Annotated in this window: 9 protein-coding genes; 2 read left to right on the forward strand and 7 right to left on the reverse strand. The window is 70.6% G+C overall.

Features of this window, described 5'->3' with window-relative positions; translation table 11 throughout:
• Positions 1-13: 13 nt before the first annotated feature.
• The 4 genes from AC07NB_RS00205 to serA all read right to left on the reverse strand — a co-directional run bounded on the left by AC07NB_RS00205 (position 14) and on the right by serA (position 7,009).
• On the reverse strand, positions 14-2,299 hold the full coding sequence (locus AC07NB_RS00205) for a response regulator (protein WP_494571667.1): 2,286 nt from the start codon (positions 2,297-2,299) through the stop codon (positions 14-16).
• A 74-nt stretch (positions 2,300-2,373) separates the two neighbouring features.
• On the reverse strand, positions 2,374-2,988 hold the full coding sequence (locus AC07NB_RS00210; RefSeq protein ID WP_492313563.1) for a M23 family metallopeptidase: 615 nt from the start codon (positions 2,986-2,988) through the stop codon (positions 2,374-2,376).
• A gap of 221 nt (positions 2,989-3,209) precedes the next feature.
• Positions 3,210-5,030: an autotransporter domain-containing protein gene (locus tag AC07NB_RS00215; RefSeq protein WP_494571668.1), complete on the reverse strand. Its 1,821-nt coding sequence runs from the start codon at positions 5,028-5,030 to the stop codon at positions 3,210-3,212.
• 89 nt (positions 5,031-5,119) lie between these two features.
• Positions 5,120-7,009 (reverse strand): phosphoglycerate dehydrogenase, encoded by a 1,890-nt coding sequence (serA, locus tag AC07NB_RS00220; protein WP_494571669.1) that lies wholly within the window; start codon positions 7,007-7,009, stop codon positions 5,120-5,122.
• A gap of 159 nt (positions 7,010-7,168) precedes the next feature.
• On the opposite strand from serA, the gene AC07NB_RS00225 reads away from it, so the two are divergent.
• Positions 7,169-7,498, forward strand: a complete 330-nt coding sequence (locus AC07NB_RS00225) for a hypothetical protein (protein WP_291837261.1) — start codon at positions 7,169-7,171, stop codon at positions 7,496-7,498.
• Positions 7,499-7,689: 191 nt separating this feature from the next.
• Here the strand turns inward: AC07NB_RS00225 and AC07NB_RS00230 are convergent, their stop codons facing one another.
• Positions 7,690-9,096 carry an SDR family oxidoreductase gene (locus AC07NB_RS00230; RefSeq protein WP_494571670.1) on the reverse strand — a complete coding sequence of 469 codons (1,407 nt, stop codon included), beginning with the start codon at positions 9,094-9,096 and terminating at the stop codon, positions 7,690-7,692.
• 123 nt (positions 9,097-9,219) lie between these two features.
• On the opposite strand from AC07NB_RS00230, the gene AC07NB_RS00235 reads away from it, so the two are divergent.
• Positions 9,220-10,143 (forward strand): Hsp33 family molecular chaperone, encoded by a 924-nt coding sequence (locus AC07NB_RS00235; protein ID WP_492313558.1) that lies wholly within the window; start codon positions 9,220-9,222, stop codon positions 10,141-10,143.
• Here AC07NB_RS00235 and AC07NB_RS00240 read toward each other — a convergent pair.
• The gene (locus tag AC07NB_RS00240; RefSeq protein WP_494571671.1) at positions 10,104-10,931 is read right to left on the reverse strand and encodes a hypothetical protein; all 828 of its coding nucleotides are present in this window, start codon (positions 10,929-10,931) and stop codon (positions 10,104-10,106) included. The genes AC07NB_RS00235 and AC07NB_RS00240 overlap by 40 nt on opposite strands.
• Before the next feature lie 83 nt (positions 10,932-11,014).
• Complete coding sequence (locus AC07NB_RS00245) at positions 11,015-11,728, reverse strand: CPBP family intramembrane glutamic endopeptidase, BDIM_20840 family (RefSeq protein WP_291835788.1); 714 nt, start codon at positions 11,726-11,728, stop codon at positions 11,015-11,017.
• Positions 11,729-11,812 lie beyond the last annotated feature (84 nt).

Below are 11,812 nucleotides of genomic sequence, written 5' to 3' on the forward strand. Positions count from 1 at the left end.
GGTCGCCGCCGGATCAGGCGGCGATCGCGGCCTGGGCGGCGCGGGGCAGGGAGATGACCAGCTCCAGCAGTTCGCCGGCGTCGAAGGGCTTGGCCAGGTGCCGGTCCGCGCCGGCGCCTTCCGCCGAGGCGATATGCTCGGGCAGGGCGTTGGCGGTCAGCATGATCACCGGCGTGCGCGGCAGGCCCATCGCGGCCTCGTGCAGGCGGATCTCGCGGGTCGCCGTCAGCCCGTCCATGACCGGCATCTGCATGTCCATCAGGATCAGGTCGTAGTCGCCGTCCCGCACAGCGTTCAGCGCCAGCGAGCCGTCTTCGACCGAGGTCAGGTCGATGTCGGCCTGGGCCAGGATCATCTCCACGACCTTGCGGTTCACCGGGTGGTCGTCGGCCAGCAGCACGCGCAGGCGGCGGTCGTCGCCGGCGGCCAGGGCCGAGCCGGAGGCCGCGACCGTGGCGGGCGCTTCGGCCTTGTGCATCGGAATGGTCAGCATGAAGGACGAGCCGCCGCCGGGCTCGCTCTCGCAGTCCAGCTCGCCGCCCATCATCTCGGCCAGCTGACGCGAGATGGCCAGGCCCAGGCCCGAACCGCCGAACCTGCGGGTGATGGCTCCGTCGGCCTGTTCGAAGCGGCTGAACAGGCGGGTGCGGGTCTCGCTGTCGAAGCCGATGCCCGTGTCCTCGATCGAGAAGCGCAGGGTCGGCTGGCCGGCGCGCACGGGGCCGGGGGCGGCGGTCAGGCAGACGAAGCCCTCGCCGGTGAACTTGACCGAGTTGGAGACCAGGTTGGTCAGGATCTGCTTCAGGCGCACCACGTCGCCGGCGACCCAGCAATCGACCTCGGGGTCGATCTCGACGAAGAACTGCAGCCCCTTCTCGCGGGCCGAGGTCTCGTACAGCTGGGCGGCTTCGCGCACGGCGCGGCCCAGGTCGAAGGCTTCCTCGGACAGTTCCAGGCGGCCGGATTCGACGCGGGCCAGGTCGAGGATGTCGCTCAGCAGGACCTGCAGCGTCTGGCCTGAGGACTGGATCAGGTCCAGCATCTCGCGCTGCTGGGCCGACAGGTCGGTGTTGGCCAGCGCCTGGGCCACGCCGATGACGCCGTTCAGGGGCGTGCGGATCTCGTGGCTCATGTTGGCCAGGAACTGGCTCTTGGCGCCGTTGGCCTGTTCGGCCGCGTCGCGGGCGTCCGACAGGGCGCGGGCGTCGCGCTTCAGCTCGGTGATGTCGGTGCAGATGGTGACGGTGCCGCCCGCCACGGTGCGGCGGTCGGAAACGCGCAGCCAGTTGTCGCCCGAGATGTGCTGCTCCATCGTGGTCGACAGGGCCGCGCGGGTGGCCATCCGCTCCGCGATCCACGCGTCTTCACGGCCCAGGGCGTTGGCGTAGAGGCCTTCGTCCAGACCGATCTGGACGATCTCGCGGAAGGTCATGCCCTTCTGCAGCGTCGTCGCCAGCCCGGGGTTCACCTCGGCGTAGCGGGTGTTCCACAGGACCAGACGGTCGTTGGCGTCATAGAAGGCCAGGCCGTCGGGCATGGCTTCGATGGCCTGGCGCAGTTGGCCCAGGGCGCTGGCCCGGGATAGCCACCACATCCAGACGGCGGCGCCGGCGATGGAGGCGATGCCCAGCACCATGGCGGCGATAACGCTGATCATGATCCCGCCGGACAGCGACCAGGCGGTGTTGTCGACCGCGAACTGCGGTTCCAGGGTCATGGCGCTCATGGAGCCGAAATGCAGGATGACGACCGAGATCGCGCCGCAGGCGCTGGCGGCGAAGCGGAGCCAGGCGGGGCGTCCGTGCAGGAAGGCGGCGCTGCCGGCGGCCAGGGCGATGGCGGCGGCGATGGAGGCGCCCACCAGGTCCGGGCTCCACAGGATCAGGCCGGGCAGTTGCATGGCGGCGACGCCGAGGAAGTGCATGGCGGCGACGCCCGAGATCGCCAGCGCGGCGCCGAGCGCGCGGTACACCGGGCCGGGCCGGTAGAGCGCGACCATGCAGGCCAGGCCGATGCTGGCGAAAGCCATGAAGAACGAGCTGATGGTGGACCAGACGGCGTAGCGGACCTCGCCGCCCGCGTCATAGCCCTGCATCGCCAGGAAGTGGGTCGAGAAGACCGCCAGGCCGCCAGTGAAGGCCGCCAGCAGGGCGGTGTTGCGGCGGCGCGGGCCGACCGCTTCGCGGGCGCGGCCCAGCAGCTGGTACGCCGTGCCCACGCCGAAGACGCAGATCAGACCGGCGGCCAGCGTCCAGCGCCAGTCGTGCTGGAAGGCGATGCAGTAGAGTATGCGGTCCAAGGCGGCCCCTTTCGGTCGGGGACTATCCTGGAAAGGGGTGAAGAAAGCGTGGGCATATGTACGGTGAACGACCGTCAGGCCGGGGCGGACACCGTCATTTCGAACGCCTGGCCCATGACCTTGACCGGATTGACCTGACGGTCGCCGCGGCGGACCTCGAAATGCAGGTGGGGGCCGGTCGAGCGGCCGGTCGAGCCGACCAGGCCGATGCGCTGGCCCGGAGCGACCACGTCGCCGCTGGCGACGTCGATTCGGCTCAGGTGGCCATACAGGCTGCTCATGCCGTTGGGATGCCGGACCTCGATGAAGCGGCCGTAGCCGTCGGCGTCATAGCCGGTGCGCAGGACGCGGCCCTCGGCGGCGACGCTGACGCTGGTGCCGGTCGGGGCGGCGATGTCGACGCCCTCGTGACGGCGGGCCTGCTGGCCGGGCAGGCGACGCATGCCGAAGGCCGAGTTGACGGCGAAGCCGCGCAGAGGCTCGCCGAAGGCGATGACGCGGGTGACGGGTCCCGCCGGAGACGCCACGGCGGTGACCGGGGGAAGCTCGGGCACGGCGAAGGCCTCGTCCGACGCGGGCGTCGGGGTCAGCGGCGCGGCGGCCATGGCGAGGACGGCCACGGCGCCGAGGGCGGCGGCCTGACCGGAATGGAGAAGGAACGACCGGGCGGTCGGCAACAGGCGTCGCATGGGCGGCGTCGGCTCCGTCTTCGGCTCGGATGAGCGGGGAGAAGGGCGCAGCGGGCGCGCCATGTCCGCGGCGCGACCGGGCGTCTGCGCCTCGGGAAGACGGACAGATAGGCAGAGGGGCGGGCGACTTTGGGGCGCCGGGGGGCGGCAGGTCGTCGCAGGCGTGCAACGAAAAGGGCGCGCAGCCTTCGCCGCGCGCCCCCTGTCGGTCCGTGGACGGCCTACTGCAGCGAGATGCGGTAGGTCAGCGCGCCCACATGGCTGTCGGCGTGGTCGCCGAAGCGGCCGCGGTAGCCGAAGGTCAGCTTGCCCGGGCCCATGTCGGCCTCGACGCCGGCCGAGGCCAGGATCGAGCCGCCGAACGGATCCTCGACCTCACGCTCCAGGATCTGGGCGGGGTTGCCCAGGATGCCGACGCGGACGCCGTCGCTGCTGTCGCCGAACGAGTCGCGGTAGCCGCCCTCGATGTAGAAGCCCAGGCCCTCGCCGCCGCCTTCGGCGCGCAGCGAGATCTCGGCCGCGGCGGCCTGGACCGTGCGGTCCTGATAGGCGTACTGGGCCGCGACGCCCTCTTCGCTATAGGCGTTCACGTCGGTCGAACCCCAGCTGACGGCCGCGCGGGGCGACAGGGCGATGCCGCCCATGTCGAACCACAGGCCGCCCTGGACGCGGGCGCCGACGCTGCCGCCGTTGGTCTCGCCCGTGTGGACGATGGGGGCCAGCGAGGTCTGGCGGGTGATGTCGTCGTAGTTGTCGATCGACCCGCCCGCGGCGGCGCCGAGGAACATGTTGCCCGACCGCCAGCCGGCCCAGGCGTCGAAGGCGTAGGTCTCGACGTCAAAGCCCATGGCGCCGGCCTCGACGTCGGCGGTCCGGAAGGTTCCGGCGATGCCGAAGCGCAGGCTTTCGGAGGCCACGTGATCGATGGCGACGCGGCCGCCCCAGCCGGTGGCCTTGGACGAGGCCACGGAGCCGCGGGCGTCGCTCTCGACGCTGTCGGCGACGACGCCGAAGGACATGTGGGTGCCCTGTTCCCACGCGCCGCGGCCGGCGAAGGCCTCGGTGGAGAGGTCCAGCAGATCCTCGCGCTGGCGGAAGGCGGTCTCGGCCTGCACGGCGGCCTGGGAGCCCAGATCACCGTAGTACAGGTAGTCATTGGCCAGGCGGGCGATCAGACGATGGCCGGCGGCCGTCGGGTGGACGCCGTCCCAGTACAGGTAGCCGTCCGGGTTGGCGCAGACCGTCACGCCGTTGAGGCAGCTGTTGGTGGCGTTCGTCAGGCCGAAGCGGCCCGGGTTGGCGGCCAGCGGATCGCTGATCTTGTACAGGTCCATCAGGATGATGTTGGTGTTCGGCTGCGCGGCCGCGGTCACCATCAGGCGGCTGAGCAGGGCGCTGTTGAACGTGGTTCCCGAATAGTCGGCCAGGGCCGCGCCGCTGGGCCCGGTGGCCGAGAACTGCGGCGTGATGCCGAGGCGCGGCAGGTTGGTCACCAGGATGGTGCCGGCGCCGGCGGTGGCGATGCTGTTGACGATGAAGTTGATGTCGGTGGCGGCCGAGGTGGCGACCGACTGCATGACGCTCTGGGCCGTGGAGGGGCTGGCCGCGGCGCCGGGGAAGGCCTGGAAGATGTTGTTGGCGCCGCCCAGGACGCTGACCAGGTCATTGCGTCCGAAGGTGCCGCCGGCGCCGGTGTAGGCCAGCAGCTGGTTGCGCATGCCGGGGGGCGAGGCGGCCGAGTCGGTGCGGGCCCCGCCGAAGGCGTAGTTGACGCTGCCGGTCACCGGCGCGCCGGCGGTGAAGCGCCCGGCGTTGAAGCCCAGCAGCTCGGTGAAGACCGGCCCGTTCGAGAAACGGCCCTGGAAATAGGGCGGGGACAGCGGCTGCGTGCCGCCGCTGACGGCGTACAGGTTGCCGTTGTCGCTCAGGCTGTCGCCGAAGACGACGAGGCGGTTGTAGGTCTGGGCGCTGGCCGCCGAGGCCGCGCCCATGGCGGCGACCGCCAACGCGGCGACGGCCGCGCTACGCAGGAAACGAGACATTGGTTTTCCTCCCTCGGCCGTCAGGGTGCGACCGTTGACCGCACTCTGCGCCCGTTTTCCGGGTACGCAAGATGCCGCTGGGGAAGCTTTCAGTAGAGCATGCGGAAGCGCAGCGTCCCGGCCACACCCCGCAGGGTTTGCACCGCGTCCGGATCATAGTCGCGGTCCACGTCGGTGATGACGTAGCCGGTGCGTTCGTCCGTCTTCAGATGTTGTCCCAGGATGTTCAGACCGGCCTCGGCCACGGCGCGGTTCAGCTCGGCCAGGACGCCGGGCTGGTTGCGGTGGATGTGCAGGATGCGGTGGGCGCCCGAGACCTCGGCCAGCTGCACGTTCGGCAGGTTGACGCAGAAGGTGGTGTCGCCCCGGTTGAGATAGGCCAGCAGGCGTTCGGCGGCGAATTCGCCGATGGCCTCCTGGGCCTCCTCGGTGGAGCCGCCGATGTGGGGCGTCAGGATGACGTTCTTCAGACCGCGCAGGGGGCTGTCGAACGGGTCGGCGTTGGTGGCCGGCTCTTCGGGGAAGACATCCACCGCCGCGCCGCCGACGCGGCCCGAGCCGAGCGCCTGGGCCAGGGCCCCGACATCGACGATGTGGCCGCGCGACAGGTTCAGCAGCAGGGCGCCGGGCTTCATCTTCGCGAACTGGGCCGCGCCCATGACGTCGGCGTTGTCGGCGCGTCCGTCGACATGAAGGCTGACCACATCGCTTTCGGCCAGCAGGGCGTCGAGCGAGGGCATGCGCCGGGCGTTGCCCAGCGCCAGCCGCTCGGTCAGGTCGTGGAAGATGACCCGCATGCCCAGCCCCTCGGCCAGCACCGACAGCTGGCTGCCGATGGCGCCGTAGCCGACGATCCCCAGGGTCTTGCCGCGCAACTCGCGCGAGCCGGTGGCGGACTTGTTCCATTCGCCCCGGTGCATGGCGGCGGACTTGTCCGGCACGTCGCGCATCAGGGTGATCATGACGCCGACGGCCAGCTCCACGACCGAGCGGGTGTTGGAGTAGGGGGCGTTGAACACCGCCACCCCGTGGTCAGAGGCGGCGGCCAGGTCGATCTGGTTGGTGCCGATGCAGAAGGCGGCGACGGCCATCAGCCGGTCGGCGGCGGCCAGAACCCGCTCCGTGACCTGGGTCTTGGAGCGGATGCCCAGGACGTGGACGCCCTTGATGCGCGCGATCAGTTCATCCTCGCCCAGCGCCCCCTTGACCGTCTCGACGGTGTATCCGGCGTCCTCCAGCCGCGCGACGGCCGCGGGGTGGATCGTCTCGAGCAGCAGGATGCGCATGCGGCTGCGCGGATAGGACCAGCGACCGGTCAGGCCTTCGGCGTGCAGCAGCTCGTCCATCGAGGCGACCTCGGCGTCGGCGGCGGCCACGACGGTCGGGCGGCGGACGATCTCGGTATAGGCGTAGAAGCGGTCGGCGGCCCCGGCCTGCTTGACCTCTGCGTCGGTCCAGCCGTCGCCGACCATGACCACAGGGGCGGACAGGCCCAGCGCCTTGATAACCTGCGGCTTTCCACCGGCATGGGACAGGGGGTTGGCGTCGTCGACGCCGGTGACGCGCCCGTCGGCGTCATAGGTCAGGTCGTTGCACAGCACCCGGTCCGGCGCGACGCCCAGCCGCTCGGCGATGGGGGCGATGATCTCGCGGAAGCCGCCCGACAGGATGATGATGTGATCGGCCGCGCCCCGGAAGAAGGCCAGGTTCTTGCGGACCGAGGGCGTGCCCTCGTCGAGGATGCGGTCGGCCAGGGCCTGCACATGGGCGCGGGTCAGGGGCAGCAGGGCCAGGCGGCGGCGCAGGGCCTCGCCGAAGGGCAGTTCCCCCGCCATGGCCTGATCGGTGAGGCGGGCGATCTCGGCGCGGACGGTGGCGGCGTCGGGCGAGCCCTCGAGCGCGATGTCGGCCAGGACCTCAAGCGTCTCCACGCGCACGAGGGTCGAATCGAAGTCGAAGACATAGGTCGCGTCTGCCATGCCGAGACCTTGGCTCACCTTCGCAGTTGCAGCAACGGGGGACAGTGCGCGCGCGAAGGGCGCACATCGGTTGATGCGCGCACCGGGGGCGACGATAGGCATCAAAATGACGGTTCAGACCCCGCTTCACCGTCGTCGTCGCCCTTCGCGGACGGTGCGATGGCGGTCAGGATCGGGCGGGACGGCGGGCGCGGCCGTGCCGCGAACTTTTTCGGGCGCGTCAGAAAAAAGCGGGTGCGAAGAGTGCGGATGAGCGTGCGCCCGCCCTGCCTCGATGCGGGCGGCGAAGCGCAGGGCGCGCAGGCATTTCTGGACGAGGCGGTGGAACAGGCGGGCGTGGCGGGTGCGGCCCTGAAGACGGGCGGCGGCCCGTTCGGCCAGAGCGAAGCGACAGATCGCCCCAATGTCGGGAGGGCCATCCCTGGGGATGAGAAGATCGCGGTCCATGTCCGACAGGATCGCATGCCGATGCGTCAGGATCGGACGTAGGGGGCGGCTGCCGTTACGGTAGCGGCCAGCCGGCCCTGACGGCGGCTGGGAAGTGATTAGTGGTTAGTGATTAGTGGTTCGATGCCGCCACGGGCGGATGTCATCCTGATGCAGGCCGTTCGGCGGCCACCCACTAATCACTAACCACTAATCACCGGCTGGGCTCCGGCCCAACCGCTTGTAGCGCCGGCCTAGAACCGGCCGATGTTGCGCAGGCGGCTGTCGGGGCGGCGGGCGTCCAGGGCCGCGGCGCCGATGGCGGCGGCGATGGTGGCCAGGGCGATCAGGGCGCCGCCCTCCCTGGCGTGGGTCTTGGCGTAGTCGCCGGCGTCCTCGGCATAGCGGCGGGCGGTGCGGCCGTGCTTCTTCAACGCCTTGCGCGAGGATTTCTGCGTCTGCTTCAGCCAGCGCCCGCCGCGGTCGCGGGCGTCGTCGGTGAGGTCATGGGCGCGGTCGCCGGCCTCGGCCACGCCGCGGCGCACGCTTTCGGCCAGATCCTCGAACCGGCCGCGCAGGCCGTCGGCGTCGACCCAGCCGCGCGGATTGAGGCGGCCGCGCAGGTTTTCATACCGCGTCGGGCCGGTGCGCTGGTTCAGCAGGAGGGTGGCGAGGCCGACGCCGGCCAGCACCGCCAGGACGCCGGCGGCGATGCCGGGATGTTTGCGGACTTCGGCGAGGGCGGAGAACTGGCGAACCATCGGATAGTGAACCTCTTCATCGAGGCCGTCTTCGGTCGGGTCGTAGAGCCCGTCGTCGTCCGGCGCATAGGCGGAACCCTTGTCCCGCATCAATGAAGGAGCGAACCGGGCGAGAAGAGGTTCCGCGACACCGGGCAAGGCGTTGTAAAGACTGGCGATCAGACGCCCGCCGCCGCCCACGGTGATCTCGCGGATCGGGTGGACGGCGCAGTACAGCACCGTGTCGGCGGCGACGTGGGTCGCATAGACCGGCTGGGGATTGTGCACGGCGTAGCCGGTCAGGTTTCGCGCATGCCGGCTGTAGGGCGTGTCCAGCGCCGCCGGCTTGACCAGCGACAGGCTGATCGGGGCCTGGTCGCGCATGATCTCCATGCGCAGGGCGTTGGTGAAGCCTTTCACCGCGTGCTTGGACGCCGAATAGACGCCCTGCACCGGCATGGGGGCGTCTGACAGGATGGAGCCGACATTGATGATGGCCCCGCCCCAGGGCCGCGTGCGCAGCCGTTCGGCGGCGACGAGGGAGCCGTTGACCACGCCCCAGTAGTTGGTTTCGAACAGCCGCCGCTGGTCCTCCAGGGTGGTCTCGCGGATCGGGCCGAAGATGGAGACGCCCGCGTTGTTCACCCAGGTGTCGAAGCCGCCGAACAGGCGCTGGCACTTGTCCGCGGCCTCGGACAGGGCGTCGAAGTCGGCCACGTCTGCGATGGCCCAGGCGGTGCGGGCGCCGGTGGCCTGAAGCTCTTCGCACAGGGCGCGCAGGTCCTTTTCGCCGCGCGCGATCAGGAAGACGTTAGCCCCCGCCTTCGCCGCTCGCCGCGCCACCGCCAGCCCGATTCCCGAGGTGGCGCCGGTGATGACGATCGCCTGCTTGTTCAAGGGCTTGAGGTGCGCTTTGGTCATGAAACCGCCGGCTGAGGTTGAGCATGGACTATACCGCCTGACGCCGGGGAGGGGAGGGGGCCTTATCATCGCCCTTCAGGCCCCCTATCTAGCCGCCTTCGCATTTATGACCGAGGACCGCCCGTGACCGATCACGCGCACACCCATTCGACGCCTTCCGACGACCTGGCGGCCGCCTTCCAGATCGAGGGCTGGCCCGTGCGCGGCCGTCTGGTGCGGCTGGGCGAGACGATCGACGCCATCCTGTCGGCGCACGCCTATCCGGAGCCTGTCGCGGCGCTGCTGGGCGAAGCCTGCGCGCTGGCGGCCCTGATCGGCTCCAGCCTGAAGTTCGAGGGCCGCCTGATCGTGCAGGCGCAGGGCAATGGGCCCGTGCGCTATGTCGTGGCCGACTACGGGACCGACGGACACCTGCGCGGCTACTGCCGGTTCGACGCCGACGAGGTCGCGGCCGCGTCGCAAGGCTTCGCCCGTCCCGGCGCCCGGACGCTGCTGGGCGAAGGCGTCTTCGTCATGACGCTGGACCGCGGCCCGGACTTCGAGCGCACCCAGGGCATCACCCCGATCGAGGGCGAGAGCCTGTCGCTGGCCGCCGAACACTATTTCCAGCAGTCGGAGCAGATCCCGACCAAGGTGCGTCTGGCCGTCGGCTCGGTGGAGACCGCCGAAGGCTCGCAATGGCGCGCCGGCGGGGCGCTGATCCAGCTGATCGCGGCGGACGACGCGCGCGGGTCGACCGAGGAGGTGTGGGACCGCTCGCGCGCCCTGTTCCAGACCCTGGCCGACGACGAGCTGATCGATCCGACCATCACGCCGGAGACCCTGCTGTTCCGCCTGTTCCACGAGGACGGCGTGCGGCTGGAGGACGCCCGCGCGCTGTCGGCGCAGTGCCGCTGCTCGAAGGACCGGATCGGCGCCGTGCTGGCCTCGTTCAGCCCGCAGGAGCGGGCCGACATGGTCGAGGACGACGGCAGGATCCGCGTGACGTGCGAATACTGCGCGACGGTCTACGAGCTGGCGCCGGAAGAGATCGCGGCGGCCGACTGAGCCGCCGGCGGTGAGGCGGTGGTCGGACCCACCGCCAGCACGCCGTCATAGGCCCCGTCCTCGACCGGGCCGAGGATGATCCCCCGCGCGTCGGCGGCGGCGTCGTGTCGGCCCCGGCTGGTCTGGACGCCGCAGGTCGGCTGACAGCTCCAGCTCTCGCCGCCCTGTTGGGCGGTGTGCAGGGTGAAGGTGTCGGAGGCGTGCAAGTGGCCGGCGGCGGGCACGCCGATGTCGGGGAAGCGGGCGTAGCCCTTCTTGCGGGCGTGCAGGTCGCCGACGAAGACCACGACCCGGGCGTCAGGACGGGCCACGAGGGCGCGGCTCATGCCATAGGCCATCTCCAATTCCCACCACGCCTGATCGCGGCCTGTGATTCTTGAGTCCACCGCCATGAAGGGGTGGATCGCCACGTCGTATCCGGCGGCCTTCAGCCGCCAGAATCCCACCATCATGTCCAGCATGGCCACGCTGTTGCGGCCGTCGGTGCTGCGGGGGTTGCCGAAGTCGCCGTACAGGAAGGTGTCGCGGGCGGCCTGCTCGGTCGGCGCGGCGAGCGCGTTCCTGAACAGGGTTCTCTCGGTCTCGGGCATCTCCAGCGCGATGGTCACGGGGCCCTGTTTCGCGGCCTCGCAGACGATGCCGAGGAAGGCCGCCGGTATTTCCGCTGTGCCGTGCCAGTCGCCGACGACGAGGATGCGTTCGGGGCGGGCCAGAAGCGCCGCCGTATTGGCGGGCGCGGCGCAGGCGGGCTGGGCCGACAACAGGGCGGCGGCGAGCAGTTCAAGCATGGAAACCCCCGGTTACACGCACCCCCGACCGGCGCGTGTCCCGACGCTCGTCATTCAATAAGGCGAGGCTGTGGCCCGAGGGTTCAGACCAGCAGGGAAATGCTGTTGGCGAAATTGTGCAGGAGCACGGGGAGCAGCAGGCTGCCCGTCTTCTCGCGCAGCCAGACCAGCAGAAGGGCCGGGCCGCCGGTCAGGGCCATGGTCAGGGCGTCGAAGGTGAAGCCGCCCTCGCTGTAGCCCAGGGCGTGGGCCAGGCCGAAGGCGACGGAGGAGATCAGCGCGCCCCAGCCCATGGGGGCGCCGAGGATGCTCAGCGGGCGGGCGAAGGCCTCGTTCAGCATCAGCAGCAGGACGCCGCGATAGAAGAGCTCCTCGTCCAGGCCGGGCATGGTCAGTTGGAAGGCGAGGGTGTCGGCGTCGGTCCCCTGACCGGGGAAATACAGGGCCAGGCCGAGGAAGACGGCGACCAGCGCCGCCGACAGGACCAGGGCGCCGGGCAGGCCCTTGCGGTCCTGCTGCAGCGTCAGGCCGACCCGGCGCGCGCCGAGGGCCAGGGCGACGGCCAGCGACAGGGCCAGCGCCATCGCCTTGCCCTCCCAGTTCCAGTCGGAGGGCCAGAAATGCAGCGGGATATGGCCGTAACCGCGCGTCAGCAGGGCGTCATAGGCGGCCATCAGCAGCAGGGCGGCGCCGAACCAGCCCCACTTCACCTTACCGCGCAGGAACAGGGCCGCGACCAGCCCCAGGGCCGCCGTCGCGCCGATCCATCCCGCCAACGCCATGATCGCATCCGGCATCCCGCCCTCCATCCCTGTCCCGACAGGAGGCCGCGACGCCGCGCCATGGATGCAGGCGGGGCGGTGAAATCGCGATCAGGCGCC

It is taken from the genome of Brevundimonas sp. GW821-FHT09G01 (genome assembly GCF_059416065.1).

Excerpts from the sequence above, each read along its gene's own strand:
- AC07NB_RS00245 (WP_291835788.1), bottom strand. The coding sequence starts at position 11,728 with ATGCCGGATGCGATCATGGCGTTGGCGGGATGGATCGGCGCGACGGCG.
- serA (WP_494571669.1), bottom strand. The coding sequence starts at position 7,009 with ATGGCAGACGCGACCTATGTCTTCGACTTCGATTCGACCCTCGTGCGC.
- AC07NB_RS00240 (WP_494571671.1), bottom strand. The coding sequence starts at position 10,931 with ATGCTTGAACTGCTCGCCGCCGCCCTGTTGTCGGCCCAGCCCGCCTGC.
- AC07NB_RS00230 (WP_494571670.1), bottom strand. The coding sequence starts at position 9,096 with ATGACCAAAGCGCACCTCAAGCCCTTGAACAAGCAGGCGATCGTCATC.
- AC07NB_RS00215 (WP_494571668.1), bottom strand. The coding sequence starts at position 5,030 with ATGTCTCGTTTCCTGCGTAGCGCGGCCGTCGCCGCGTTGGCGGTCGCC.
- AC07NB_RS00225 (WP_291837261.1), top strand. The coding sequence starts at position 7,169 with ATGGCGGTCAGGATCGGGCGGGACGGCGGGCGCGGCCGTGCCGCGAAC.
- AC07NB_RS00210 (WP_492313563.1), bottom strand. The coding sequence starts at position 2,988 with ATGCGACGCCTGTTGCCGACCGCCCGGTCGTTCCTTCTCCATTCCGGT.